At 44.4% G+C, this 25,563-nt stretch carries 27 protein-coding genes; 19 read left to right on the top strand and 8 right to left on the bottom strand.

The features are described from left to right. Positions 1-231 precede the first annotated feature (231 nt). The 7 genes from glgB (at position 232) to NFU07_RS10445 (ending at position 8,059) form a co-directional block, all read left to right on the top strand. The gene (gene glgB / locus NFU07_RS10475; protein ID WP_251477784.1) at positions 232-2,112 is read left to right on the top strand and encodes a 1,4-alpha-glucan branching protein GlgB; all 1,881 of its coding nucleotides are present in this window, start codon (positions 232-234) and stop codon (positions 2,110-2,112) included. Beyond that, on the top strand, positions 2,109-3,257 hold the full coding sequence (locus tag NFU07_RS10470) for a glucose-1-phosphate adenylyltransferase (RefSeq protein ID WP_251477781.1): 1,149 nt from the start codon (positions 2,109-2,111) through the stop codon (positions 3,255-3,257). Before glgB ends, NFU07_RS10470 begins: the two co-directional genes overlap by 4 nt. After that, positions 3,254-4,279: a GlgC family sugar phosphate nucleotidyltransferase gene (locus NFU07_RS10465; protein ID WP_251477778.1), complete on the top strand. Its 1,026-nt coding sequence runs from the start codon at positions 3,254-3,256 to the stop codon at positions 4,277-4,279. Before NFU07_RS10470 ends, NFU07_RS10465 begins: the two co-directional genes overlap by 4 nt. Further along, a complete protein-coding gene (gene glgA, locus NFU07_RS10460) occupies positions 4,276-5,718 on the top strand; it encodes a glycogen synthase GlgA (RefSeq protein ID WP_251477776.1) in 1,443 nt (480 codons plus the stop codon). The genes NFU07_RS10465 and glgA overlap by 4 nt, the downstream gene beginning before the upstream one ends. Before the next feature lie 40 nt (positions 5,719-5,758). After that, positions 5,759-6,568, top strand: a complete 810-nt coding sequence (locus tag NFU07_RS10455) for an SDR family oxidoreductase (RefSeq protein ID WP_235198000.1) — start codon at positions 5,759-5,761, stop codon at positions 6,566-6,568. Between the two features lie 146 nt (positions 6,569-6,714). Next, the gene (locus NFU07_RS10450; protein ID WP_251477772.1) at positions 6,715-7,794 is read left to right on the top strand and encodes an MBL fold metallo-hydrolase; all 1,080 of its coding nucleotides are present in this window, start codon (positions 6,715-6,717) and stop codon (positions 7,792-7,794) included. A 4-nt stretch (positions 7,795-7,798) separates the two neighbouring features. Beyond that, positions 7,799-8,059 carry a DUF3006 domain-containing protein gene (locus tag NFU07_RS10445; RefSeq protein WP_251477769.1) on the top strand — a complete coding sequence of 87 codons (261 nt, stop codon included), beginning with the start codon at positions 7,799-7,801 and terminating at the stop codon, positions 8,057-8,059. A 50-nt stretch (positions 8,060-8,109) separates the two neighbouring features. Here NFU07_RS10445 and NFU07_RS10440 read toward each other — a convergent pair whose 3' ends face one another. The 4 genes from NFU07_RS10440 to NFU07_RS10425 form a co-directional block, all read right to left on the bottom strand. After that, on the bottom strand, positions 8,110-8,409 hold the full coding sequence (locus NFU07_RS10440; protein ID WP_235198003.1) for a DUF3219 family protein: 300 nt from the start codon (positions 8,407-8,409) through the stop codon (positions 8,110-8,112). Positions 8,410-8,422: 13 nt separating this feature from the next. Beyond that, positions 8,423-9,595, bottom strand: a complete 1,173-nt coding sequence (locus tag NFU07_RS10435) for an acyl-CoA dehydrogenase family protein (protein WP_251477767.1) — start codon at positions 9,593-9,595, stop codon at positions 8,423-8,425. 90 nt (positions 9,596-9,685) lie between these two features. Then, positions 9,686-10,750: a YkvI family membrane protein gene (locus NFU07_RS10430; RefSeq protein WP_251477765.1), complete on the bottom strand. Its 1,065-nt coding sequence runs from the start codon at positions 10,748-10,750 to the stop codon at positions 9,686-9,688. A gap of 274 nt (positions 10,751-11,024) precedes the next feature. Further along, positions 11,025-11,351 (bottom strand): YflT domain-containing protein, encoded by a 327-nt coding sequence (locus NFU07_RS10425; RefSeq protein ID WP_235198006.1) that lies wholly within the window; start codon positions 11,349-11,351, stop codon positions 11,025-11,027. Between the two features lie 123 nt (positions 11,352-11,474). Between NFU07_RS10425 and NFU07_RS10420 the strand changes: the two genes are divergently transcribed. The 6 genes from NFU07_RS10420 to NFU07_RS10395 all read left to right on the top strand — a co-directional run bounded on the left by NFU07_RS10420 (position 11,475) and on the right by NFU07_RS10395 (position 16,935). Beyond that, positions 11,475-12,209, top strand: coding sequence for an MBL fold metallo-hydrolase (locus NFU07_RS10420; protein WP_251477762.1), 735 nt, complete (start codon positions 11,475-11,477; stop codon positions 12,207-12,209). A 144-nt stretch (positions 12,210-12,353) separates the two neighbouring features. After that, positions 12,354-13,325, top strand: coding sequence for a cation diffusion facilitator family transporter (locus tag NFU07_RS10415; protein WP_251477758.1), 972 nt, complete (start codon positions 12,354-12,356; stop codon positions 13,323-13,325). 85 nt (positions 13,326-13,410) lie between these two features. Continuing rightward, positions 13,411-14,418, top strand: coding sequence for an LLM class flavin-dependent oxidoreductase (locus tag NFU07_RS10410; protein ID WP_251477756.1), 1,008 nt, complete (start codon positions 13,411-13,413; stop codon positions 14,416-14,418). An 18-nt stretch (positions 14,419-14,436) separates the two neighbouring features. Next, complete coding sequence (locus NFU07_RS10405; protein WP_251477754.1) at positions 14,437-15,075, top strand: NAD(P)-dependent oxidoreductase; 639 nt, start codon at positions 14,437-14,439, stop codon at positions 15,073-15,075. 191 nt (positions 15,076-15,266) lie between these two features. Further along, positions 15,267-15,536 carry a hypothetical protein gene (locus tag NFU07_RS10400; protein WP_251477752.1) on the top strand — a complete coding sequence of 90 codons (270 nt, stop codon included), beginning with the start codon at positions 15,267-15,269 and terminating at the stop codon, positions 15,534-15,536. 94 nt (positions 15,537-15,630) lie between these two features. Beyond that, the gene (locus tag NFU07_RS10395; RefSeq protein ID WP_251477750.1) at positions 15,631-16,935 is read left to right on the top strand and encodes a purine/pyrimidine permease; all 1,305 of its coding nucleotides are present in this window, start codon (positions 15,631-15,633) and stop codon (positions 16,933-16,935) included. Positions 16,936-17,137: 202 nt separating this feature from the next. Here NFU07_RS10395 and pepF read toward each other — a convergent pair whose 3' ends face one another. Beyond that, complete coding sequence (pepF, locus tag NFU07_RS10390) at positions 17,138-18,952, bottom strand: oligoendopeptidase F (RefSeq protein WP_251477748.1); 1,815 nt, start codon at positions 18,950-18,952, stop codon at positions 17,138-17,140. Between the two features lie 700 nt (positions 18,953-19,652). On the opposite strand from pepF, the gene NFU07_RS10385 reads away from it, so the two are divergent. From NFU07_RS10385 to NFU07_RS10365, 5 genes are all read left to right on the top strand, one after another. After that, positions 19,653-20,132: a PaaI family thioesterase gene (locus tag NFU07_RS10385; protein ID WP_251477745.1), complete on the top strand. Its 480-nt coding sequence runs from the start codon at positions 19,653-19,655 to the stop codon at positions 20,130-20,132. A gap of 20 nt (positions 20,133-20,152) precedes the next feature. Further along, positions 20,153-20,563: a DnaJ family domain-containing protein gene (locus NFU07_RS10380; protein WP_251477742.1), complete on the top strand. Its 411-nt coding sequence runs from the start codon at positions 20,153-20,155 to the stop codon at positions 20,561-20,563. 124 nt (positions 20,564-20,687) lie between these two features. After that, positions 20,688-21,746, top strand: a complete 1,059-nt coding sequence (locus tag NFU07_RS10375) for an LLM class flavin-dependent oxidoreductase (RefSeq protein ID WP_251477740.1) — start codon at positions 20,688-20,690, stop codon at positions 21,744-21,746. 11 nt (positions 21,747-21,757) lie between these two features. Then, the gene (locus tag NFU07_RS10370) at positions 21,758-22,708 is read left to right on the top strand and encodes an ATP-grasp domain-containing protein (RefSeq protein ID WP_251477737.1); all 951 of its coding nucleotides are present in this window, start codon (positions 21,758-21,760) and stop codon (positions 22,706-22,708) included. Positions 22,709-22,818: 110 nt separating this feature from the next. Further along, entirely contained in the window at positions 22,819-23,001 is a 183-nt protein-coding gene (locus NFU07_RS10365; protein WP_251477734.1) for a hypothetical protein, read from the top strand. Between the two features lie 28 nt (positions 23,002-23,029). Here the strand turns inward: NFU07_RS10365 and NFU07_RS10360 are convergent, their stop codons facing one another. After that, complete coding sequence (locus NFU07_RS10360; RefSeq protein WP_251477732.1) at positions 23,030-23,332, bottom strand: hypothetical protein; 303 nt, start codon at positions 23,330-23,332, stop codon at positions 23,030-23,032. A gap of 133 nt (positions 23,333-23,465) precedes the next feature. Here NFU07_RS10360 and NFU07_RS10355 point away from each other — a divergent pair, with 133 nt between their 5' ends. Next, complete coding sequence (locus tag NFU07_RS10355) at positions 23,466-24,146, top strand: hypothetical protein (protein WP_251477729.1); 681 nt, start codon at positions 23,466-23,468, stop codon at positions 24,144-24,146. 73 nt (positions 24,147-24,219) lie between these two features. On the opposite strand, the gene NFU07_RS10350 is transcribed toward NFU07_RS10355, so the two are convergent. Together NFU07_RS10350 and NFU07_RS10345 are read right to left on the bottom strand one after the other, a co-directional pair. Then, entirely contained in the window at positions 24,220-24,972 is a 753-nt protein-coding gene (locus tag NFU07_RS10350) for a hypothetical protein (protein WP_251477727.1), read from the bottom strand. After that, the gene (locus NFU07_RS10345) at positions 24,956-25,486 is read right to left on the bottom strand and encodes an RNA polymerase sigma factor (RefSeq protein ID WP_251477724.1); all 531 of its coding nucleotides are present in this window, start codon (positions 25,484-25,486) and stop codon (positions 24,956-24,958) included. Before NFU07_RS10345 ends, NFU07_RS10350 begins: the two co-directional genes overlap by 17 nt. Between the last annotated feature and the right edge of the window lie 77 nt (positions 25,487-25,563).

Genomic DNA, 25,563 nt, shown 5'->3' with positions numbered 1-25,563 from the left:
TTCCTATCGTAAGCTATCTTCCCTAAGCGTAGTAGAATTTCTGCCCGTAAACAAGTCCTTATGCGTTTAAATATGTGTAGATACTGAGAACTCCTCAGTGTTTGCGCTAATCTGCTTTCTTATTTTCACTGTTTTTCAATTATTCCGATTTTTTACAAGGGTTTTACATGGACTGTGTAGAATAAAGTTAATTGGGGCAAGGGAAAGAATGACGATTTGGAGGTGCTTCTCGTGGACTATGATAAGACTTCTCTGAATGAGAAGGAAGCAGCAAAATTCCATAATGGGCAAATGTACGATGCTTATCGATATTTCGGCCCGCATCTGAATGGCGAGGAGACCCGGTTTACTGTTTGGGCACCGGACGTAGCCAAAGTGGCTGTCATCGGCACAGCTGCTGGAGCGCAAGAATCGGAACGTTTTGAGATGAAGCCATTGCCATTTGATCCAAGTATTTGGGAAGTCCTGATTCCTCGGAATCTTGCTGGATTTATATACAAATATGATATTGAAACGATTGAGGGCGAACGGATCGGAAAATCCGATCCTTATGCGCGGTCCAGTGAAATGAGGCCGGACACATGTTCAATTGTTCCAACTGATTCTGTATTTAAATGGAGCGAAGAAGTTTTACAGCAAAAACAGCAACTCTTCCAAAATCATTTTGAAAAGCCTCTAGCGATTTATGAATTACATATGGGAACGTGGAAGAGAGCGCCAGACGGATCTTTTCTGACGTACCGGGAAATCGCTGAAGAATTGATTCCTTATGTTAAAAAACACGGTTTTACTCATATTGAAATATTGCCGATCACGGAACATCCTTTGGATGAATCGTGGGGCTACCAAACGACGGGTTACTTTGCGCCAACAAGCAGGTACGGCACGGCGGAAGACCTGAAATATTTCATTAACGAATGTGCCAGGAACGGTTTGGGTATATTTTTAGACTGGGTACCCGGCCATTTTTGCCAAGATCTGCATGGGTTGGTTTTATTCAACGGGAGGCCGCTTTACGAAGACCGCCGGAAGGAAAGGCGGAAGAATCCCGAATGGGGGACCATGAACTTTGATCTTCAAAGAGGCGAAGTCGTCAGCTTTCTTTTATCGAGTGCGCATTATTGGCTAGACGAATTCAAATTCGACGGGTTCCGGATGGATGCCTTGATGAAATTATTGTTTGTACCGAACGACCCGAGGCGCATACACAATGAAGAAGGCGCGGACTTTTTGAGGCAATTGACTTCCAGCATCAAGCTGCATCATCCTTCAGCCATCTTAATCGCAGAAGATGCCTGGCATTATCCAAATGTGACTGGCAAAGCCGAAGACGGGGGAATCGGCTTCGATTATAAATGGAATTTTGGCTGGATGCATGACACTTTAAGCTATATGGAGACGCCTCCTGAAGAACGATCTGAAAAACATCAAAAATTGAATTTTTCACTTATGTATTATTACGATGAACGCTATGTGTCGATATTTTCTCATGATGAAGTGGTCCATGGGCAAAAGTCGCTGCTGAATAAATTGCCGGGAAGCAAAGAAGAAAAGTTCCATCAATTGCGGTTGCTTTTAGCTTTCTGGATTACGCATCCGGGAAAAAAACTTTTATTCATGGGCCAGGAATTCGGGCATGACGATGAATGGGAATTCCAGCCAGAGCTGGACTGGTTCTTATTAGATCAGCCATCCCATCGCCAAATGGACTTTTTCACAAAAGAACTTTTGGCTTTTTATAAAAACGAGAAGGCCTTATTTGAGTTGGATAACGACCGAAGGGGCTTTGAATGGCTGGATCCCGATAATCATGAACAAAGTGTTCTGGCCTTTATCAGGAGAGGGAGATCGCCGGAAGCTGAATGCATCGTAGTCGGAAATTTTTCAAACCAGGATTACAGCGGATTCGAGGTAGGCGTTCCGCAGCCGGCTTTGTATGAATGCGTTTTTTCAACAGCGTCGCCTTTATATGGTGGAGTAGGGACTGGCAAAGGGGAAGTGGCTGCTAGAAACGTTCCAATCGATGGCCAAAGCCAGTCAATTGCCATTGAATTGCCGGCCTTTGCCATGGAGATATGGAAGAAAAAATCGGATGGGAGTGAAAAATCATGAAAAATAAAGTGGTGGCTATGTTACTCGCTGGAGGGCAAGGGAGCCGGTTGAAATCCTTGACCTACAATATTGCCAAACCTGCAATTCCGTTCGGAGGAAAATACCGGATCATTGATTTTCCGCTATCGAACTGCATGAATTCTGAAATTCATACAGTCGGCGTCTTGACGCAATACCAGCCTCATGTACTCCATAATTATATCGGACAGGGGATTCCATGGGATTTGGATAGAAGAAGCGGCGGCGTCACCATGCTTACTCCCTATACAGAGATGGGCGGGCTTAAATGGTATGACGGAACGGCTAATGCGATTTACCAAAACATGCATTATCTGGCTGAACAAGACCCCGAATACGTGCTGATTTTATCAGGAGACCATATTTATAAGATGAATTATCAAACCATGCTTGAATTCCACAAAGAACAAAAAGCGGATGTCACGATTTCGGTTATTGAAGTTCCATGGAAAGACACCAACCGTTTTGGCATCATGAATACCGACGACCAGATGAACGTAAAAGAATTTGTTGAAAAACCCGAAAACGCAGAAAGCAACTTGGCTTCGATGGGGGTTTACATTTTTAATTGGCAAAAACTCAAAAAGTATTTGCAGTTGGATAATGAAAATGATAATTCTTCACATGATTTCGGGAAGAACATCATCCCGCTTATGCTTGAAAACAATGAAAAGATGGTCGCTTATCCGTACAAAGGCTATTGGAAAGATGTAGGGACCGTAGACAGCCTTTGGGAAGCCAATATGGATTTGCTGGATGAAACTTCGGGGCTGAACTTGCATGATCCCGGATGGCGGATTTTCTCTTCCAATCCGCAGCTGCCACCGCAGTTTATCGGTGAACATGGCGTCGTCCAGGATTCCTTGGTCAATGAAGGCTGTGTCATCGAAGGGGCAATCGAAAAATCGGTCATTTTTCAGGATGTCCAGGTTGACGAAGGGGCGTCCCTCAAAGAATGCGTCGTGATGAGTGGCGTGAAAATCGGCAAAGGCGCACAACTTCAACGCGTTATTATCCCGCCGGGGTTGTCGATTCCTGAAAACTATCAGATTCCCGATCAAAAAGAAGAAATTGTTTTATTGACAGAAGAGGTCTTAGAGAACTGGAGAAGAGGTGAAGGTCAATGAGATTAATGGCAGTTATTGATGCGTCTGTAGGGATGTCTGGCCTCGAAGATCTGACGATGTACCGTTCAACGGCATCGATCCCCTTTGCCGGTCGCTACCGGCTCATCGATTTCACCTTGTCCAATGTCGTGAATTCGAATATCAACCTTGTCGGCGTTTTCCCGGCCTATCCATTTGTTTCTTTGCTGGACCATATCGGCGTTGGGAAAAGCTGGGATTTGAATCGCCGGAAAGACGGTTTGTTTTTCCTTCCAGGTTCCCAGAAAGCGGGTAATCACGTTAGCGTCGGTGCCTTCTCCATGCTGGGAGAACATCGCCAGTTTTTTGCCAAAAGCAAGCAGGAGCATGTCGTAATCACCAATTGCTTTACGGTGGCTCAATTAGATTTTGATGATATGCTGGATTCCCATTTGGCTTCAGGTATGGACATCACCGAGGCCGTCTGTGAAGATGGCACCCTTTTGAAAAGCTACATCCTGTCCAAAAAATTGCTTGTGGAATTGATGGAAAGTCATGAAGAAAAGAAAATCATCAGCATTGAAGATGTAGTAAACCGCAAAAAATCGCCCTATACATTCAATGCGTATGTGCATGACGGTTTTGTCGCGGTTATCGATTCGACAGAAAGCTATTTCAAGTCAGCGATGTCATTATTAGAAGCCGGACAAAGAGAGAAATTGTTCTTAAAAGACCGTCCCATTTATACGAAAGTGAAAGACGAGCCTCCGACAAAGTATTTAAAGGGATCCCAAGTGAGCCAAGCATTGATTGGAAATGGCTGCACAATCTCTGGAAGTGTAAAGAAAAGCATTATTAGCCGCGCAGTTTTAATTGAAGAAGGCGCCCGGTTGGAGAATTGCATCATTATGCAAAAAAGCAGGATCGGAAAAAACTGTGAACTAACTTGCGTCATTGCCGATAAAGATGTGCAGATAGACGACGGGGTCGTATTAAAAGGAACATGGCAGCACCCCGTTGTTCTCCGCAAAGGCGAGCGGGTGACAAAGGAGGATACTCAATGAGAATTGCGATGGCTGCAGCGGAATGCGCTCCTTTCGTAAAAACTGGCGGACTCGCTGATGTTATGGGAGCCTTGCCAAAAGCGCTTGCAGAACTTGGCCATGAAGTAATGGTGATCTTGCCGAAATACACGTTGATTTCAGCAGAACAAGAGAAGGAGTTTCAATTCAAAGGAGATCTTGAAGTGCCTTTTAAAGGGCAAAGAGAGATCTACCCTATTTTTGAATATTGGATGAACGGCGTCCAATTCATTTTTGTCGAAAATGATGCTTATTATGGACGCGACCAAATATATAGCCAACCAGATGATGCCGAGCGTTTTGCATTTTTCAGCCGTGCGGTATTGGCTGTGATGGAAGCGGAAACCGAAGCTTTCGATATTTTGCATGTCCACGATTGGCACACGGCCATGCTGCCGCTTCTGTTAAAAGAAGATGAACGTTATGCCACGCTTCATTCAAAGACAAAGACGGTTTTGACCATCCACAATCTTCAATTCCAAGGCTATTATTCCAAAGAAACGGCCACTCAAGAATTTGAGCTGGCGGAGCGTTATTTTGATGATGGCCTAATTGAATGGCGCGGCAACTTCAATATGTTGAAAACGGGGATCTTATACGCAGATCTAGTGACGACCGTCAGCCCTTCTTACCGGGATGAAATTCTTACTGAATCTTACGGAGAGAACCTGCAAACGCTCCTTCAAGAGAGGGCGGAAGATTTAATCGGCATATTGAACGGAGTCGATACCGTTTCCTATAATCCGGCAGCTGATTTGATGATTGAAATGCCTTATGACCAGACGACCATGGAAAGGAAAGCAGTCAATAAGCGGGCTGTCCAACTCCGGTTTAATTTGCCGGAACGCGGAGGTATTCCATTGATGACGATGGTTTCCAGGCTAGCTGGACAAAAAGGGATTGATGTTTTAGAAGAAACTTTGCCGAGCCTATTGAAAACACAGGACGTGCAATTTGTGTTGCTTGGCTCAGGCGAAGAGAAATACGAGCAATTTTTCCGTCAGTTGGCTGAAGAATTCCCGGAGAAAATAGCAGTCCATATCGGGTTTGATGAAGAACTTGCCCATTTGCTATATGCAGGCGCTGATATGTTCTTGATGCCTTCCCATTTTGAGCCTTGTGGATTAAGCCAACTGGTCTCCATGATTTATGGTACGGTCCCAGTAGCAAATAAAACCGGAGGCTTAAAAGACACGGTTGTGGAGTATGATGAAGTGCTGCGCTCCGGGAATGGTTTTTTAAGTGATTTCGCTGAACAGGATCGTTTTGAAGACGCGTTAAAACGTGCTTTAAAGATGTATCATCATGCTGAGCATTGGGAAATCATTAAACGGAATGGCATGGATGGCGATTATAGTTGGAGCCGTTCTGCCGGAGAATACAGTCGATTATATGAAAAACTAGTCAATAAGCAAGGATAGGGAAATACTGGGCTAAGGTGAAGCGAGGAGGAGGAGACGGATGGCAGATCTAGATTTCAATAACACGGATTTAGAGGGTTATAAAGCGAGCGGTGCGCTTGAAGGGAAGGTGGCTATTATTACAGGCGCAAACAGTGGGATTGGCCGAGCAGTAGCCATTGCCTATGTTAAAGAAGGGGCTAAAGTAGTGATCGGTTATTTAGACGACGAAGATGCGACAGCTGAAACTTTGGAAGTCATCAAAAGCTACGGGGGAGAAGCGAAAGCCTTGAGCGGAGATCTGGGGAAATCGGAAAACTGCGATAAATTGGTTCAATTCGCACTCGAGTCGTTCGGCCAAATTGATATTCTGGTAAATAATGCAGGCTATCAATATCCGCAGACCTCTCCGACCGACATTACAGATGAACAGTTGCTGAAGACTTTCGAAATCAAAGCTTTTGCGATGTTCTATTTAGTCAGAGCCGCCCGTCCCCATCTAAAAGATGGGGCACGCATCATCAATACTGCCTCAATCAATGCGTACCGGGGCCACTCAGATCTCATCGACTATTCCGGAGCGAACGGTGCCATGGTTTCCATGACGCGTGCGCTTGCCCGCCGTTTCGTCCGCGAAGGAATTGCGGTAAATGGCATTGCTCCGGGGCCAGTGTGGACGCCGCTGATCACGAAGACTTTTGGTGATCTCAACCCTGACGTTGGAGAAGACTTCGGCAAGGATGTTCCAGCCGGGCGCCCGGCCCAGCCTTATGAATTGGTAAAGGCTTTCGTCTTTTTAGCAGATCCGCAAAATTCATACATGACAGGCCAATTCCTTCATATGAACGGCGGAGACTTCATGTCAACTTGATTTAAGGAAAGTTATAAAAGGCTGCAAGAGAACTTCTTTTGCGGCCTTTTGCTATGCACATATTTAGTATTCCTGCCTTTAACGCGAATAGAGAACGGCCATCAGTGGGTATGGTAAAATGCCACTATGGAAAGAGGAGAGGGATCTTGAAAAAGAACATTTCGATTTTATTAATTGCGGTTATCCTGATTGGAGTTTTAGCATATCAATTGTTTCAACAGAAGGAAGAAGGGGAGATCCGGAATTCGGCAGCTCTAGAGGATGAGCTTGCCGTACATTATATAGATGTCGGCCAAGCAGATTCCACTTTATTGGAAGTGGATGGTTATGCCATTCTGATTGATGCAGGCGATTGGAACAGCACAGCTGCGATCGATTATTTAAAAGAGTTGCAGCTGGAGAAAATCGACATTGCAATCGGTACTCATCCCGATTCGGATCACATTGGCCAGCTAGCTTCCATTGTTGAACAGTTTGATGTAGGGGAAGTGTGGATGTCAGGCAACGAAAGCACCTCCAATACATTCATCAGCACATTAGAAGCGGTTGATGAAACCGGTACGGATTATTACGAACCGCGCAGCGGAGAAGTTTTCGATGTCGGCCCGATTCAACTGGAAGTTCTTTATCCCGAAGAAATCACCGGAAAAGCCAACGAAGAATCGATTTCATTGAAAGTGACGTTTGGAGATATCCGCTTGGTCTTCACCGGTGATGCGGGTATTAAAGAAGAACAGAATATGATTGACAGCGGCGCTGATTTGGACGCAGAAATTCTTCATCTTGGCCACCATGGGTCGAATACATCGACGAGCCGCGCGTTTTTAAAAGCTGTATCTCCGGAAGTCGCCATTTACAGTGCGGGCATCGACAATTCCTATGGCCATCCGCATGCCGAAGTCATTGCCTTAGTGGAGAACGAAGGCGCTGAAGTTTACGGCACTGATGTGAACGGAACGATTGTGCTGCGGACAGACGGAAACAGCTACGAAATCGAAACAGAGAAAGAAGGAATCGCTGTTGAAGGAAAAAATCGCTGCATTGATCTGAATCGTGCTTCTTCAGCTGAACTTCAGGAAATCGAAGGCATCGGTCCGGCTTTCGCTGAAGACATCGTAAAAAGCCGTCCGTTTGTTTCGCTTGAAGAGCTTAAAGAGATCAAAGGCATTGGGCAAGGGAAGCTGGAGGATATTAAAGACCAAGGCCTCGCTTGTGTAGGGGAGTGATTGAATGAAAGGGATGCTGAACCGGATTGAAGATGGATGGGCGGTCATTCTCATAGAAGAAGAGCAAAAGGAACTCCTGCTTCCTGTCAGCCAACTGCCGGAAGGAAGCGAAGTGAATTCATGGTTTGAGATTGAGTTAGACGGAGATAAGCTTTGTTCCATTTCTTTGGACGAAGAAAGCAGAGCAGCAAAAGAAAAAGAAGCTCGGGATCTAAGAAGAAAGTTGAGAAGAAGGAGCGGCAGCAGCCGGTTCAAAAGAAGATAGGAAATCAAAAAGGAAGCCCCAGCAATATGCCGAGGCTTCCTTTTTGATTTCTATGCTTTTTCCGTCAATTCCAGGTGATAGTCAGCTACTTCGTTCGGATTGTAAAGGTTCGTAGTATCTGTTGAATAGTTCGAGATGGCAGCTTGGAAGTCCAAGTTTTTTTCTGGAACTTGAACCCGGAATTCCATGCCGTATAATAGCACAGCGATATCGTGGTAATCTTCGCTCGTCACGTTGAAATCGATGATAATCTTTTGCAAAGGCTTGCCGGAAACGTTATCAGTCACGTGTTCTTCCGTATAGTGGAAAGCTTGGATAACTGTCTCGTTAAGGTGTACTTGAGTCGTCAATTTGCTTCACTCCTTATTTATTGGCTGAATTCTCGTGTTGTTCTTTTTGGATGGACTGGATGGCTTGGCTTGCAAGTTGCGCTTTGACCATGTCCTCCATTGGCGGATTATACAGGCCTGCCCGGATATTCACATAATGGCGATGCATCGGGTTGGCCTCTGATAAGGCCCTAGAACCGACAATTTTCATCGCCTTATCGACGATGCCGATAGCTGCCTGAGTGACGGCGATTTTCGTTACATTCAATGCTTCATCCATCGCAGCTTTATCGCTTGCTTGAAGATAGCGTTCAACTGTTCCGTATAGCAAATGGCGGGCAGTTGTCAGCTCCAGCTCCATTTCGCCGATGAGGTGCCGGATATTCGGAGTTTCCGAAATCGGCTTCCCGAGAGAAGCGGGTTCGTAGGAAGAGGCGAATTCAATCGCTTGCGTCCGGGCGGCAGCAGCAATCCCGATATAACAAGCAGGAATATGGAGCAGCCAGCCTTTACCGGCAGTTCGGGCATTGCCCGGCTTTAAGATGAATGAAGAAGGAATCCTTACATCTTCCATCACTAACGTATGGCTTGCTGTTCCTCTCATGGCTAGCATATCCCAAGTTTCATCGATTGAAACCCCTTCTGCTTTGCGCGGAATGATAAAGGTTTCGACTTGTTCCTCATTCACTGTGGCGGTCACGAAGATGAAATCGAGGACAGGCGCCATAGAGGTATAGGTTTTTTCGCCGTTGAGCACCCACTCATCGCCTTCTTTTACAGCAACGGTCCGGGGAAGCGCACCGCGTGCTGGGCTTCCAGCATTATTTTCAGTGGCCGCCGTATTGATTAAGGCACCTTTTCGGATTTCTTCTGTAAGCCAGGCTGCACTCTTTTCGTGCCAATGCCGGTTTTCGGCGTATTCCAAAACGATTCCAGTATGCCAGCCGATAGAAAGGCCGGTAGCTCCGGAAGCTTGCGAAATCGCTTCTTGTGCAAGTATGTACTCATAGAGGCCGAAGCCTTGCCCGCCCATATCTTTTGGCAAAGTGAGTGTATGGTAGCCTATTTGCTTTAACTCTTTAATATTTTCATAAGGGAAAGATCCCATTGTGTCCAACTCCGGCTCGCGCTTTTGAAAAGCAGGAGTTAATGCACGAATTTGGTTAATCAATTCTCGCTGTTGGGAAGTTTTAGTAAAAGTGTCCATAAAAAAGTTCTCCTTCCGGAATGCTCTATTAAAACCATAACATGAAAAGCCGCCAAAGCAGTTAATGTATGCTTTGGCGGCTTATAGAAGTTATTTATTCATTATTGTCTGGGTGTTTGGCTTTTTAAAATCGGCATAAACCAATGCAGCTACCAGGAAGAATCCGAGATAACCGACCACGGGATAAAATTCATTGACGAGTTTTGTAAAGCCGACAAAACTTAAGGCAAAGGAAACGATGCCGACAATTACGACAAACCCTTTGAATTTAGGCGTACCGGATGAAACAAAGCGAGCTGAGAATGCATAGATCATACTGACCGCAGTATTGTAAATCATGCCAAACAAAATGATCGACATGAACACACCTAAGGTAGGAGAGATGTCATTGGCGATTTGAAGCATCGGCATTTCCGCATCGCCTACACTGTCTATTTTTGAAAAAATAGCTAGATGGCTGAGAATAATTAAAACTCCAAGGCCAAGGCCGCCGAACAATCCCCCACGAGCAGCGATTTTTTCATCTTTTTCTGTGCTTCCCATGACGATGGCCATGGAAGCCCCAACTGCAATATTAAAGGATGCATAATTTAATCCTGACAAGAACCAATTGGAAACAGCCGAAAGTTTTTCTTTCGCGATTGGATCTAATGCGGTAAAAGATGAATCGCCGGTAGCTAGACTGTAAACGGCTAAAAGGACGACCATCAAAATAAGAAAAGGCGTGATGCTGCCGATGATCGCGATGACTTTTTCTACATTGAGCATAATCGTCAAAATGACAAGCACTGTCATGAGAGTGCTTCCAAGTACTGCTGGCAAGTCGAATTGCTGCGAAAAAATAGAACCGGCTCCGGCAATCATGACTACTCCGACGCCGAATAAAGTTAAGATAATTATGTAATCAACAATTCTTCCTAAGATCTTTCCACTGATTCCGTAAATGACTTCCTTATGTGAAGGCTGCTGCATCCGGCTTCCAAGCCGTGTCAAATTCATTCCCAAATACGCAAATAGGGCTGTCGACATAAGAGCGGCAAAAATCCCCATGATTCCGAAACTCGTAAAATATTGCAGGATTTCTTGTCCAGAAGCGAATCCCGCACCGACAATGATGCCGATAAAGGCGCTCCCCATTTTCAAACTCTTGATCATAAATTTCCCCCTTGAGGCTTTTCTAACAAAAGTTTACTTTAACTATTCGTAGTTAGAAAATTAACCTTTTTCAAATATAGCAAATAGTTATAAATGACACAATGGACAAGATGATACAGAACTCCGGATATGCCTATTTTACTAACACTTCAAAGTATATTTATAAGAGAAAGAAAGAGAACTGAGAATAAAAGTTATTTCAAGATAAAAAAAGAAGGGGGCAGGCAATAAAAGACATAAAAAACCCTCTTGCCATTCAGCAAGAGGGAAGGAATTAATTGTTTTTATTCGCGATGATCACGAGTTTGCCTTTATCTAATTCTTCTTCGTAATCAGCAGCTTCTTGTTCTGTTGCTCCAGCGGCTGCCATTTTAGCGCGAAGCTCATCACCGCGTGAAACGGTCATGTTTTTCATGCTATCTAGGAATCCTTGTTCTTTCATGCCGACGCTTTCCGTATCCAATGCTTTGGAAATGTCTTTTTCGCGGTTTTTATCATGTGCGAAGATGTAAATGTCGTCGTGCGTGAATCCTTGTGTCTGTAATTTTTCGATTTCTGATTTTGCTTGCACTGCATTTTCTACTGTTAGTTTTACTGTCAAAGTAATCCCTCCAAGTTTTATCTTCTCCCTTTCTATATACCCCGAGCGAATTCCTTTAAACAAACTGTAGGTAAACGGCTGGGTTATAATAGAGAAATAAAATAAAACGAGAGGGGTACATTTATGAAAATTACAACAATTGGAATTTGGGGCGGCTATCCGAATAAAAACGAAGCGACTTCTTCCTTTCTAATAGAAGAGGAAGGATTTCGCTGCCTAGTGGATTGTGGAAGCGGTGTATTGGCCGCTGTACAAAATTATACCGAATTAAAAGATCTCGATGCAGCAATCATCAGCCATTATCATCCAGACCATATTGCCGATATCGGGGTTTTGCAGCATGCAGCGATGGTCGGCATGCAGTTAAAAGAGTGGGAAACTCCATTTCCGATTTATGCCCATAACCGCGACCAGGAAATGTTTGCGGGCCTTTCCTATAAAGGCGTGACTGAAGGAAAAATGATTGAAGCAGGCCAACCTCTTCTGCTTGGGCCGTTCGAAGTCTCTTTTTGCGAAACCATTCATCCGGTTTATTGCTTGGCAATAAAATTTACAGCAAAAGGAAAGTCAGTGGTTTTTACAGCGGATACCGAATGGAAAGATGAGCTGATCGATTTCTCGCGCCATGCAGATTTGCTTGTATGTGAATCAAATTTGTATGAAAAATATAGAGGCGTCATTAAAGGGCATTTGAGCGGGAAGCAAGCAGGTGAACTGGCTGAGCGTGCTGAGGCCAAGAAATTGAGGCTCACTCATTTGCCGCAATACGGCGAACTGGAAGAAATTCTTGAAGCTGCACGTTCCAGCTATAGCGGCAATGTAGAATTCGCAAAAATAGGGGCTGTCTACGAGATTTAAGGCAGTTTCAAAAAAAGAGGGTTCCGAAAAAATCGGTGCTCTCTTTTTCATGGGTTTCTACTGCTCCAGTGCAGGGAAATAAAATAGAAATGCTTGCTAAATTTACACACGAATAATTTGGTTGAGAAGAATGGAGGATTTCATATGAAAGAATTTTTGGGCTTACTAAAAGGGGGGAACAAGTCTGCTTTTTGGGCAGCAATTGTTAATACGGCGGTAGCTATCATTAAAACAATCGCTTACCTCATTACAGGAAATGTGGCGATGTTCGCTGAAATGATGCACAGTTTTGGAGATGCGGCCAACCAATTGTTCGTCTTTATCGGTTCGGCATTGAGCAAAAAAGCGCCAACCGAAAAATTTCCAGGCGGTTTTGGGCGCTTAGTTAACTTAGTGCTATTGGGAGCTGTGCTCATTGTCGGAGTGCTGGCCTATGAAACCATTATCGAAGGAATCCACCATATTTCGGATGCGGTCCATACAGAAGATTGGTTCTGGTTGAACGTCGGAGTGTTGGGTGCGTCTGCTCTTTTAGAAGCTTTTGTGCTCAATAAAGCTATGAAAGAAATAACGGAGCACCTTCCGAAAGAACAAACGAGCGGTTTAAAGTACATCCCGCTCAGCTATAAAAACGTAAAAGGCGCTAAGCCTGCGACCAAACTCGTTTTCCTGGAAGATAATGTAGCGGTAGGAGGAGCAGTGCTGGCCTTAGCCGCTATTGTCATATCAACATATACGTCATTCCATAGCGCGACTGGGTACGCTTCGATCATTATCGGTGTCTTGCTCATTCTTGTAGTAGGGCGGGTCTTCCTGGACAATGCGGCTGGTGCGCTTGGAGTGGCTGATGTTAAAATGCAAGCCCGAATCGGTGCAAAAGTTCTGCAGCATCCCCAAGTTGCAGATATTCAAGACCTTGATGTTATCAAAGAAGGAGACCATTTCCACGTGGAATTGAAATTGGAAGTGGACCCTGGCATGACGATTGCCGAAGCGGATGATTTACGGGATTACATTGAAAAGCGGATTATGGATGGCGTCCAAGGAGTGACGGATGTCATCATAGAATTTGATGAAGACGATCAAATTCCTACGTGGATGAATACGACTAAATGATTTGAAGCTGCAAGCAGATAGCTTGTATTCGAGATATTTTGGTTTTATGGTTAATGGACATCTTCTCTTGAAAGGAAGTCATTAAATGAATCAAAACATAAAACCGGTGCCCGTATCCGTTTTGGATTTGGTCGCTATCTCAGAAGGCCAGACAGCAAAAGATGCATTAACAGATATGGTCAGTCTGGCACAGCATGTAGAAAAATTAAATTATAAGCGGTTTTGGTTGTCTGAACATCACAACTCGCCGACTTTAGCCAGTTCCGCAACATCTATTCTGATTTCAAAGGTGCTCGATAATACGGCATCGATTGAAGTGGGATCTGGCGGTGTCATGTTGCCGAACCATACTCCGCTTGTCGTAGCAGAGCAATTTGGAACACTTGAGACGATGTATCCTGGCCGAGTGAATTTGGGGCTTGGGCGTGCACCGGGAACGGATATGCAGACAGCGCATGCACTGCGCCGAACTACGCAAGAAACGGCGTATGCTTTTCCGCAGGATGTAGTAGAACTGCAGAATTATTTAAAGCCGGTTGAACACCAAGGCATGGTGCATGCATATCCGGGTGTTGGCACCGAAGTGCCGATTTTTATCCTGGGATCGAGTACATCCAGTGCGCAGTTAGCTGCAACACTGGGCTTGCCTTATGTATTTGCTGCCCATTTTGCTCCGCAGCAATTGGAACAGGCGCTGCAGATTTATCGAACTCAGTTCCAGCCATCTGAATACCTAGCCGAACCATACGTCATGGTTTGTGTAAACGTCGTGGCTGCAGAAACGACTGAAGAAGCTCAAAAACTTTCGACTTCGAGCCAGATGTTTTACCTGAACGTAGTAAGAGGTACAAAAAATCTGCTTCAGCCACCGGTGGATTCGATGGATGGCAAATGGAGCTTGTATGAGGAAACGGTCGCTAAAAATATGTCCCGTTATACGTTCCTTGGGGACCGCGAAGCGATTACAGAGCAGTTGAAAGACTTTATGGGCGATATGCAGATTGATGAACTGATGGCTGTGTCTTATATTTATGATCAAGAAAAAAGAAAGCGTTCGTTTGAAATTCTGAAAGATGCGATGGATCAAATCTAAAAGGATGAGGTGGTTCGGGTGAAAATCGGAATTATTGGAGCAAGCGGAAAAGCGGGCAAGGTCATTATGAAAGAAGCGATTTCTAGAGGCCATGAAATCACGGCTATTGTGCGGGATGCTTCGAAAATTGAAGAGGGAAAAGTACAGATTTTGGAAAAAGATGTTTTCAGTTTAACTTCAGAAGATTTAAAGCCGTTTGATGTGGTCGTAAATGCTTTTGGAGTGCCTCCGGAAAAAGCGGAGCAGCATGTAGAAGCAGGGAGAAATCTTATCCAAGCGTTAAAAGATGCGCCGGACACGAGACTGATTGTGGTTGGAGGGGCAGGCAGCCTATTTGTCGATGAAGCACGAACCACAAGGTTGATTGAAACCCCGGAATTCCCGGATGCATTCAAAGCGATTGCGTCTAGCCAGGCACAGAACCTAGCCGACCTTGAAGCATCAGAAGGCATCGAGTGGACATTCTTAAGTCCTGCAGCTTTCTTTGATGCGGAAGGCAGACGGACCGGCAGTTACCAGATAGGCGAAGACAGCATCACGGTGAATAAGAGAGGAAAAAGCTATGTCAGCTATCCGGATTACGCCATTGCATTAGTGGATGAAATTGAAAATCCGCGCCATTTCAATAAACGGTTTACAGTGGTATCGGAGAAATAATCTTTAAATTAGGCGGTGGAAAAAGGGTTGTTTCCTGGTTCTGCCGCTGATTTTTTACATTGCACTTTGGGGTATTTGTTGCGAAGATTGTTAAGAGTTCGCCACTAAATGTTCACCTTCAGTAATTTATTGAAAAAAGCTATCCTGTATAATGAAGGGAAACTCAACTATCAAAGGCGGGAAACAAACAAATGGAATTCTTATATTTTCCTGAAGATAAATCGGAATACATTCCCGGGATTATCTCAGTTGTCGTTATTTTTATTTTATCGCTGTTGATTATGTGGCTTTTAATCCGAGCTTCTCGGAAACAAGTAAAGCAACTGCAAGATAAAGGCTATCCAGTTGTCTATAAAGGGCCATTGGATGAAGAACATCGAACAGATGAGCAACAGAAAAAGGCTGAACTGCAAAAACAAGCCGGCCTTAAAGAAAATCCTAGAAAAGACAGAGAGTCCTGAAAATTCCAGGGCTCTTTGTTTTTTCGTTGAACTTCATCAAAAGTAAAAAGGGTATACTGAAAAGATAAAAAGCAAGAAAAGACGGAGGCGGGAAATGGTGAAAACTTTGTTTGGCGGCATTCAATGGGCAGTTTTTCTATTGGCTTCTTCGATTGCTGCCCCAATTGCTATCGCCAATGTATTTGGGATGGACAACGGTGATACAGCCCTATTTGTCCAAAGGACGATCTTCGTGCTCGGCATTGCATGTTTAGTGCAAGTGCTCGTGGGGCACAGAATGCCGATTAATGAAGGGCCAGCCGGGCTCTGGTGGGGAATCTTCATCGTCTATGCGGGAATGGTCGGCGTTATGTACGCAACGATGGAAGAATCGCTGCAAGCTCTTCAAAGCGGGCTGCTCTATAGTGGGGTCTTGTTCATTGTTTTTGCTTATACCGGATTGGTAGGAAAGATGAGAAAATTATTTACACCGACCATCACTTTTATCTATCTATTATTGCTCGTCCTGCAATTGAGTGAATCGATTATCGGCGGCTTGCTGGGAATCGCCGGTGAAGGAGATGCCGTTGATCCGGTCGTCGCAATCGGCGGGGCTGCGGTGGTAATTGTGACTTTCATATTAATGGGGCACAAAACACCATGGATTAACCGCTATTCGGTATTGCTCGCCATCGCGATCGGTTGGGCGTTGTTTATATTGCTTGGCAAAGCGGATGCGATTGACAATACTTCCGGATCTTTGCTCGCATTGCCGGAACTTCTCGTATTCGGACCGCTCGTCTGGGATAGCGGCATGTTCGTTACGGCGCTGTTTTTGACTTTTCTACTAGTGGCGAACATGATGGCTTCCATGCGGGTCATGGAAGTGCTTTTAAAAAACACTTTTTCGATTGAAGCGCCGGATCGGGTAAAGCAAGCATCAGTCGCTTCCGGAATCAACCACATTTTTGCAGGGCTTTTTTCAGCCATCGGGCCAGTGCCAATTTCCGGTGCAGCCGGTTTTGTCAGTGCCACACGAAATCCTTCTTTGAAACCATTCATCATGGGTGGAATTGTTGTAGTAGCTATTAGCTTCTTTCCGAGCCTGATGGCGTTGTTAGCCGCATTGCCGGCGCCAGTCGCTTATGCGGTAATTTTCGCGATCTTCACAAAAATGGTGGAAATGGCTTTTGTAGAATTGGCTGAAGAAGCGGATCATCAGCAAGCCTATAAAGTGTCCGCTTTCGGATTGATGATCGGAGTCGGCATCATGTTTCTTCCGCCGGAGAGCATGGCCAAGCTGCCTGCGGTCATGGCGGCTACCTTTTCCAACGGACTTATTACCGGAACATTAGCAGCGATTCTGATCGAACGTTATTTCATCTGGAAAAAAGCGCGCAAAAAAAAGGAAGCAGCTTAACAGCCGCTTCCGTTTTCAATGTGCTGAAAAAATAGAAATAGAAAAAGTTTCGTTTAGAAACCCGATATTCCGCAAAACCGCTGCGCTAACTCGGACTGGGCGGAGCAATAAGACGAGTAGTTTTCTCGGCTTATTGTGGGAGCTCTGTCCAAAGCGCCGAAGTGCGTATTGTAGAAGCAGAAGCTCTCATCCAACTAGTTTTTTATTGTTTGACTTCAATTTCTTTTGTCAGTGCGACAAGTTCGTCGATCAATTCACCGATATAGGCGATGGTATTGCGCAGCGGTTCTTCCGTTGTGATGTCGACGCCAGCCATCTGAGCCAGTTCTACCGGAGTTTTCGTGCCTCCGGCTTTCAACACTTCCAGCCATTCATCGACGGCTGTTTGCCCTTCACTTAAGATCCGTTTGGACACTTGCGTAGAAATGGTCAGGCCGGCGCTATAAGTATACGGGTATAAGCCCATGTAATAATGCGGCTGGCGCATCCATGTCAGTTCAGCTCCTGGCGTGATTTCTACGGCATCTCCCCAGAACTCTTCCAGCACACCGCGCTTCAGCTCATTTAAAATCCCGGCATTGACGCTTTGTCCAGCGTCGATGCGTTCGTATACTTTGCGCTGGTATGCAGCTTCAAGCAAATGCGTGACAAAGTTATGGTAATACGTTCTCGCAACGATGGATGAAATGACCCAACGCTTGAATTTCGGATCTTCCGAGTTTTTCAAGAGATGGTTGGCTACTAGCATCTCGTTCATTGTTGAAGGTGCTTCGATAAAATAAAGGGACGGTCGGGCATTCAAGACGTTTTGTTCCCGGTTCGCATTGTAGAAATGCCCGGCATGGCCGAGTTCATGCGCCAATACGAAGACTTCGTTCATGCGGCCAGTCCAGGAAATCAAAATGTACGGGTGATTTCCGTAAGGGCTCGAACAGAAAGCTCCTGTTGACTTGCCTTTGTTCTGTGCAAAATCGATCCAGCGTTCGGAATAAGAGCGTTCCACCATATCCAAATAGTCTTCGCCCATGATGCCGAGCGCTTCGTTGATGTATTTTTTGGATTCTTCTACGGTAATTTCAGGTTCATATGTAGGATCCAAGGAAATTTTCAAATCAGCGAAAGTCATTTTATCCAAGCCATGGACTTCTTGCAGCAACTTCGCGTATTTGCGCATATGCGGCGCCAATTCTTTTGTGATTAAATCGATTTGGCGGTTATAGAGTGTACGGTCCACTTCTTGGTTGAACAATAAATAATCGAAAACGGAATCGTAGCCGCGCAAATCAGAAGTGGTTTTTTCCATTTGCAATTGCATATCGTAGGTTTTGGCTGTTGTATGCTGGTAGTCTTTCAGTTTTTTTGAAAAAGCATCAAATGCAGCACGGCGGATTTCGGCATCGGGCTCTGCTTCCCAATCTCCTTCAAATGACACATAACTTAATGGATAGCTCTGGCCATTCACTTCAAAATCTTCAAAAGATAGATCCACCATTTTGGTCGTATTGTAAAGGCCGTATGGGGCGTTGAAAGTAGCCGAATAAGCAGCCAGTGTTTTCTCGGCTTCCGGATGCAATTGGTATTCTTTTTTGCGGAGCAGCTTTTCCAAATAAACTTTAAACTCGTTGGATTCTTCCATTGCGGCTTTTAATGTTTCTTCTGGCAACGCTAACAGTTCACTGCTGACAAAGGAAAGTTTGCTTCCGATTTTTGCAGAAACAGAACCGAATTTGCTGGATAGCATTTGGGCTTCTGAATCCGTCTGATCGGTACTTAACGTAAGGCTTGCGTACGTGCTGACAGGTACCAACTTTTCAACGAGAGCCATATATGCTGTCAACGATTCAAGGACAGACGCGGAATCGCTGATTTTTCCGTGAAACTGGCTATGGAAATCGGAAGCATCTTTTTCCAATGAAACCAAGGCTTCATTAAATTCTTCATGCGAAGCAAATAAACTTTGTAAATCCCATGTTTCTTGTACGGGCACTTCTGAACGAAGCGGTAAACTCTTAACCATTTAATCTCTCCTCTTTATTACGGTTATCGAACTAAATACTAGTATAAAGGTGAGTAAACGAAATGTAAAAATAATTTATTGAATTTATTAAAATTTTCTTATAAATAGGTTTAGATAAGAGAACAGGTGGAATATAATTAGTACAAGGCGGAATAACGTAGGGAAAAGCGTATAAACGAAGTAAGTTTATGAACGCATCCAGACGATGACTTGCACAGCCTTGGCGGAAAATTTTGCAATACTGACGATAGTTACTCTTGTCAGGGACCGATAGTACAATGGTTTCTCTCCAGAAAGTAAATCAAGATCAGTAAGATGTAAGTTTTTTGTGGAAGTGCATCTAAACGTCTAACTGCAGAAACACAATTTCGCTGAGAGGTATATGCGAAGCAAAAGCCTAAATGGCAAGTGACAGTTAGCGCAACAAACTGCATTGGCGAGAGTTTTCAAATTCGTCAGAGCATCAACAAGTAGTAAAGTTGTAGAAAGAATTGAATAAAAAATTTTCCGCGTGCGAACCCTCGTTTTTTAGAGGGAAAGTAATAAGGGAAAGCATGATCTGATGAAAAGGATCATGCTTTTTCTTTTTGTTTTTATAAAAGTTCATTAAACGAACTTTAAAATGTCAGAACACTCAATTTACTTTATGTTAAGATAGTGAAAATAAACGAAATTACATATTTGGAAAAGAGGGATTGGAATGACAAAGAAGATGGAGCATGCCATTCAAGATGAATATCCAGAGGACTTCGCATGGTGCTACGGATGCGGCCGCCTAAATAAAGAAGGGCATCAATTCCGGACAGGGTGGCAAGGCGAAGAAACGGTGACGCTCTACACCCCTAAACCTGAACACACTGCGATTCCTGGATTTGTTTACGGCGGGTTGATCGCTTCACTCGTAGATTGCCATGGAACAGGATCCGCATCGCTTGCGCTGCACCGGAAAAACGGCTTTGAACCGGGAAGTGGGGAAGCGCCGCCGCGTTTTGTCACCGCTTCTTTGCATGTCGATTATAAGAAACCCACGCCGCAAGGAAAGACCTTAAAAGCGATTGGCCGCATTGAAGAAATCCATCCGAAAAAATTTAAAATCCTAGTCGAGGTATTTGCCGAAGAAGAATTAGTTGCCACCGGAGAAGTCCAAGCGGTGGTCATGCCGGCTTCCTTTGCCAAATAACGGATGAAGGGGTGTTTGTTATGCGGGATATGGAACCGCCGCGCAATGATCTGATTGGAGAAATATTAAAAGAATACGAAAAGACAGGGGGGATGGACCATCTTGAAGGAGCGGGCAAACCCTTGCCAAAAGAATATTTTTCAGGAGACGTTTTCCAAAATTTTCAGCGAGTGGCTAAAGAGCAAGGGTACAAGCCGCATTGGTTAAAACTGCAGCATGAAATCCGCGATGGCATCATTGTCGCCAGCGAAAAACTGGAAAAAGGAAAAATAGACGATGTCCGATTAAGAATTGCCCGGCTTAATGAAAAAATTTTTGAATACAATAACGCCTGTCCACCGCCTTTACAGAAAGGGTCTGTACGGATAGAAAACTTAAAAAAAAGCGAGAAATTACCGGGAATAGATTACTCTATTCCTTTATCGCTTTAGTGAGATGAAATTTATAACCTAGTATACTAGTAAGAATACGTGGTTTTGTTGTATACTAAAAGCGTTATTTGATTGTTTGAAAATTTTGCATTTGACTATAAACGTAAAGGGAAGTGAATTTGCTATGAAATATGGTTTCTGGATGCCGATATTTGGTGGTTGGCTGCGCAATGTGGAAGATGAAAACATGCCAGCGACTTTTGACTATGCGAAGCAAGTTGCTCAATCAGCAGAACAATGGGGTTACGATACAACATTGATCGCTGAGTTAAATTTAAATGATATTAAAGGGATGGAAGCCGATTCATTAGAAGCTTGGTCAACAGCAGCAGCTCTTGCGGCCGTTACGGACAAGCTGGAAATCATGACAGCAATTCGCCCTGCTTTCCATAACCCTGCTGTAACAGCGAAGATGGCGGCAAATATAGACCGGATTTCAAATGGCCGTTTTACCTTAAATGTGGTATCTGCCTGGTGGGCAGAAGAAGCACGCCAATACGGTGGAGAATTTACCGAACACGATGAGCGTTATGAACGGACAGACGAATTTTTGAAAATCGTCAAAGGCATGTGGACGGAAGATACATTCTCTTTCAAAGGGAAATATTACGATATCCAAAATGCGCATCTTGCTCCAAAACCTGTGCAGCGACCAAATCCGGTGCTATATGCAGGTGGCGAAAGCCCGCGCGGTAAACGGTCAATCGTAGAATCTTGTGATGCTTACGTTATGCACGGTGGTACAGTGGAAGAGATTGAAACAAAAATTGCGGGCATGAAAAAATTGCGGGAAGAAGCAGGCAAAGAGCCGTTGCAATCTTTCGGCATGGCTGCTTATGTGATTTGCCGCGATACGGAGGAAGAAGTAGCCGCGGAATATGCACGCATCACGGATGTAAAAGATGCAAAAGGCTACGTGGGCTACGATGATTTTGTCAGCAAATCGAAATTGGAGCAAGAAGTGAAGCTTCAGGATTATTCCGTTTCGAACCGGGGATTGCGTCCGAATTTAATCGGCACGCCTGAGCAAATTGCCGACCGCATCATTGCTTACGAACAAGTTGGTTTGGATCTATTATTGCTTCAATTCTCCCCTCAATTAGAAGAGATGGAGCGCTTCTCGAAAAAAGTGATGCCGATTGTTGAAGAAAAACGCAAGGCATTAGCAGCAACGACTTATTAGGGGGAACTTACATGACTGAAAAAATATACGTAATACACGAAAATGAAGAATGGACAACGCATTTATTCAAGCGGTTAGATGAACTGGGCCTTCCTTACGAAGATTGGTTTATCAATGAAAGCCTTGTGGACTTGAATGAGACGCCGCCTGAAGGCGTATTTTACAGCCGGATGAGTGCGTCTTCGCACACACGCGGACACCGGTTTGCGCCAGAAATGGCAGACTCCTTGCTTGTGTGGCTTGAGCATCATGGACGTAAAGTGTTTAATGGCAGCCAGGCACTAAGCCTGGAAGTCAGCAAAGTGAAACAATACATGGCGTTGAATGCATCCGGCATCCGTACGCCTAAAACCATCGCAGCTAACGGCAAAGAGCAAATTTTAGCCGCTGCAGAAAAAATGGGTGCTGCTTCTTTCATTACGAAACACAACCGTGCAGGCAAAGGCCTGGGCGTGAGATTGTTCCATTCGATGGAAGCATTGAACGAATACGTGAACGGAGCAGAGTTTGAACCGTCGATTGATGGGATTACGCTGATTCAGGAGTACATCCAAGCGCCTGAACCGTTTATCACACGCTGCGAATTTGTCGGCGGCAAATTTGTTTATGCCGTACAAGTCGATACATCAGAAGGATTTGAATTATGCCCGGCAGATGCTTGCCGAATCGATGATTTGTTCTGCCCAGTGGGAGAAGAAGTCGAAGAAAAGCCGAAATTCCAAGTGGTGGAAGGGTTTAACGATCCAATTATCGCTAAATACGAAGCTTTTCTTGCCCAGAACAACATTAACGTAGCTGGCATCGAATTTATCCGCAATGCCGAAGGCGAGATTTTCACTTATGATGTCAACACAAATACAAACTATAATTCTGATGCAGAAGCGGCTGCCGGCAAATATGGCATGCTTGAACTTGCGAAGTTTTTAGAACGTGAATTAAAAGGTGTTAAACAGACAGTTTAATAAACTGGAGAAGCGGACGTCTTTTAGATGTCCGTTTTCTTTGCGTTTAACAAGGTCTTGCTCAGGGAAAATGGATAAAGAAAGCTTAGGGGACGAAAGGAAGATAAATCATGGAAGAAAAACGTGAAGAAGAATTGTTGGCCGAAGAAGGTGCAAAGGAAGAAGTGGAAGAACCGGTCAAAGAAAAAGATTTTGACGGAATTTATAGCAATGTCGCATCAAACCGCTATGAAAACCTGCGGACCAGCCACATCGAAAACAAAGCGAAACAACTTCGGAAACAAAGAAAATAAAAGATCAAGTGCCTAAGCGCTCGATCTTTTATTTTTTGGGCATCCGTTCCATTTCTTCGACGACGACAAATGCGAGGTCGTCATTGCCGAACAGTTGCAAGACTTCCAACATCGTTTCATTGCTGATTTCAATATCGGCGGTTTCGGCATTGGCTTCTTCGACGGCTGTTAGGAGCGCAGCGTTCTTTTCTTGATAAGGATAGGCTTTTTGATAAAGGGCCATCGGGTCGAGTTGGTGGTTTGTGCACCATTGCACGAATAATTGGATCATCATATTTTCATCTTGCTGGTATTTCTTGATGATCAACTCATCACGGTTTTCATACTCCATGTGGGCACTTCCTTTTTCGCTTGTTGTTCCCGTTATACCACAGGAAGCTGGACAAATCGAGTGAATGCATAGACTTCTGCTATAGTTTCCTCTAGAATGAACCCCATAGCATGATAGTATCGGAGGGCGAAAAATGAAATTATTACAAGTACGAAAAGGGCAATTGGTTTATTACAACAACGAGCTTCACAAGGTGTATTCGGTTAAACCGCTAGCGAAAAAATCGGTGCTGATGTTCCGTCTTAAAGATATGGAACAAGTAGCATGCAAAGCCGAAGAGGCAACTTTCTACAAACCGAAACATCTGGATTCGTTCCTATTTTTAGGGACAAAGTATACACTTCGGGAAGACGTTGTTGCCGAAGAAGGCGGATATATCTTCATTGTGAAGCCGGATCCGGATTATATGGACCATTATTCGTTGAATGAATTTGAAAAAGTTGAATCTGTAGAGGGCAAGAATGTCATCACGACGCGCCAAAACACAGTGAAGGCGCGTGAATTCTTCGTCATGGTTCCGGGTGAAGAGCCGGGGAGTACAGACATTAGCTATTTCGACCAATCAAAAGTGACGCAAAGCCAGAAAGAAGAAGACGCTCAATTGGAAGAAAAATTGCGTGAACAAAACGCTATCAAACCTTCTATTGGCGATGTTTATCTGAATCTGGATAACGGTGCAATTGCGATGGTAGTGGCCATCGAACAAGAAGTGGTGACATTGGGAACAGGAGAAAAAATCACATTCCATGCGCTTTTCAAGGCGGACAACTGGAATTACCTTTACTCGCTCAATTCATCGGCAAGCGAACTGTAAAATCGATTAAAAAGGCGGCAAGGAAAAATTCCTTGCCGCCTTTTTACAATGGTTTCTAGTGGTGCATTTTTGGTTACTCTAAAATCTGGAATTCTTGGAGCATGGCGTAAAAGCGGGCGCCGTGTCCTTCAGCTGCTTCCAGGAAATAACGTTCAGTAATGACGAAACTGCCTCCTTTTCCGTTGCTGATGACATAGGCATGGACCACTTCATCGTCCCATTTCTGTCCGCCGTTTTGAATGCCGTGCAATTGGTAGCCTTCTACAGGTTCTGTCACTTGTTCGACTGGGCGAAGGTCTGGGAATTCAAGTGTTAATTCTTCTTCGTACTGGCTGACCAGTGTGTCAGGAGCAGTATCTGGAATTTGTTCGATGGTCATGGATACTTCAGGGAAGTTCTCGGGCAATTCTTCTTTCGTCGTAATCACATCGGGCCGGTCGCCTTCGCCTTTAATCATTTTATAGCGTTCTTCATCGATGTAGATGACGTATTCCGCATTTTTGCCTTCATTTAATTGGACATTGGTTTCTTCATCCATTCCTTCAATGCTTTGGACTACTTCTTTTTCGGGCACAAACATTTCCTTAATCCGGTCAATCAAAGCCATGCCTGTTTCAGTTTGAAAACTGAAAGCAATTAATATCCCGGCGGCTGCAATTATGAGTGGAAGCATTTTCTTTTTCATGCTTTTCACCTTCCTTGCGGCTGTCTGCGGTTCTGCAAACAGTTCGTCTTCTAAACGGTTCCAAATTTCCTGTTCCAGTTGACCGGCTTCAGAAGTCTTGTCCATTAATGCCTTTTTTGCTCGATCATCTATATTTTTCATCCAATTCAGCCTCCTGTTCCGCTATTTCCAGCAGTTGGCGCAAGTTCTGGCGTCCTTTGAAAAGGCGGGATTTGACGGTATTTTGATTTAGCTCCAAAATCTCCGCAATCTCTTTCTCACTGAAGCCCTTAATGTATTTCAAAATCAATGGAATGCGGTAAAGATCTTCCATACTTTGAATGGTTTCGACCAAATCTGCTGCATGGCTGCCGGAAGGTGAGGAAATCCGCTCATCATTCTCTAAATCGGGATGGTGGTAAGCAGGCATTTTCGATTCTTTCTTTAACATCCGATTGCATTCGTTTACTAATATGCGATAAAGCCAAGGTTCAAACGGCAAACTAGCATCATACGAAGAAAGATGGCGGTAAACACGTATAAAGGTTTCCTGGACGGCATCTTTCGCGATTTCCGGGTTGCGGGTAATTGCAAGGGCAGTACGGATGGCAAAATTTGCATGTTTTTGATAGAGTTCTTGGAAACTTGCTTTATCCACCGCTCCTTTGTTGTCCATCGCTTGAAATCACTCCTTTCCGTCCGTTATAAACGTTCTTATATGTATTACCTTTGAAAAGGCAGAAAAGTTTTCTG

This window comes from Planococcus sp. NCCP-2050 (assembly GCF_023708025.1).
Lineage (GTDB): Bacteria > Bacillota > Bacilli > Bacillales_A > Planococcaceae > Planococcus.
Note: the sequence above shows the minus strand (reverse complement) of the source record. Positions and strands in the feature narration are given on the sequence as shown.

Excerpts from the sequence above, each read along its gene's own strand:
- NFU07_RS10470 (WP_251477781.1), top strand. The coding sequence starts at position 2,109 with ATGAAAAATAAAGTGGTGGCTATGTTACTCGCTGGAGGGCAAGGGAGC.
- NFU07_RS10465 (WP_251477778.1), top strand. The coding sequence starts at position 3,254 with ATGAGATTAATGGCAGTTATTGATGCGTCTGTAGGGATGTCTGGCCTC.
- glgA (WP_251477776.1), top strand. The coding sequence starts at position 4,276 with ATGAGAATTGCGATGGCTGCAGCGGAATGCGCTCCTTTCGTAAAAACT.
- NFU07_RS10455 (WP_235198000.1), top strand. The coding sequence starts at position 5,759 with ATGGCAGATCTAGATTTCAATAACACGGATTTAGAGGGTTATAAAGCG.
- NFU07_RS10445 (WP_251477769.1), top strand. The coding sequence starts at position 7,799 with ATGAAAGGGATGCTGAACCGGATTGAAGATGGATGGGCGGTCATTCTC.
- NFU07_RS10435 (WP_251477767.1), bottom strand. The coding sequence starts at position 9,595 with ATGGACACTTTTACTAAAACTTCCCAACAGCGAGAATTGATTAACCAA.
- NFU07_RS10430 (WP_251477765.1), bottom strand. The coding sequence starts at position 10,750 with ATGATCAAGAGTTTGAAAATGGGGAGCGCCTTTATCGGCATCATTGTC.
- NFU07_RS10420 (WP_251477762.1), top strand. The coding sequence starts at position 11,475 with ATGAAAATTACAACAATTGGAATTTGGGGCGGCTATCCGAATAAAAAC.
- NFU07_RS10415 (WP_251477758.1), top strand. The coding sequence starts at position 12,354 with ATGAAAGAATTTTTGGGCTTACTAAAAGGGGGGAACAAGTCTGCTTTT.
- NFU07_RS10410 (WP_251477756.1), top strand. The coding sequence starts at position 13,411 with ATGAATCAAAACATAAAACCGGTGCCCGTATCCGTTTTGGATTTGGTC.
- NFU07_RS10400 (WP_251477752.1), top strand. The coding sequence starts at position 15,267 with ATGGAATTCTTATATTTTCCTGAAGATAAATCGGAATACATTCCCGGG.
- NFU07_RS10395 (WP_251477750.1), top strand. The coding sequence starts at position 15,631 with ATGGTGAAAACTTTGTTTGGCGGCATTCAATGGGCAGTTTTTCTATTG.
- pepF (WP_251477748.1), bottom strand. The coding sequence starts at position 18,952 with ATGGTTAAGAGTTTACCGCTTCGTTCAGAAGTGCCCGTACAAGAAACA.
- NFU07_RS10385 (WP_251477745.1), top strand. The coding sequence starts at position 19,653 with ATGACAAAGAAGATGGAGCATGCCATTCAAGATGAATATCCAGAGGAC.
- NFU07_RS10380 (WP_251477742.1), top strand. The coding sequence starts at position 20,153 with ATGCGGGATATGGAACCGCCGCGCAATGATCTGATTGGAGAAATATTA.
- NFU07_RS10375 (WP_251477740.1), top strand. The coding sequence starts at position 20,688 with ATGAAATATGGTTTCTGGATGCCGATATTTGGTGGTTGGCTGCGCAAT.
- NFU07_RS10370 (WP_251477737.1), top strand. The coding sequence starts at position 21,758 with ATGACTGAAAAAATATACGTAATACACGAAAATGAAGAATGGACAACG.
- NFU07_RS10365 (WP_251477734.1), top strand. The coding sequence starts at position 22,819 with ATGGAAGAAAAACGTGAAGAAGAATTGTTGGCCGAAGAAGGTGCAAAG.
- NFU07_RS10360 (WP_251477732.1), bottom strand. The coding sequence starts at position 23,332 with ATGGAGTATGAAAACCGTGATGAGTTGATCATCAAGAAATACCAGCAA.
- NFU07_RS10355 (WP_251477729.1), top strand. The coding sequence starts at position 23,466 with ATGAAATTATTACAAGTACGAAAAGGGCAATTGGTTTATTACAACAAC.
- NFU07_RS10350 (WP_251477727.1), bottom strand. The coding sequence starts at position 24,972 with ATGAAAAATATAGATGATCGAGCAAAAAAGGCATTAATGGACAAGACT.
- NFU07_RS10345 (WP_251477724.1), bottom strand. The coding sequence starts at position 25,486 with ATGGACAACAAAGGAGCGGTGGATAAAGCAAGTTTCCAAGAACTCTAT.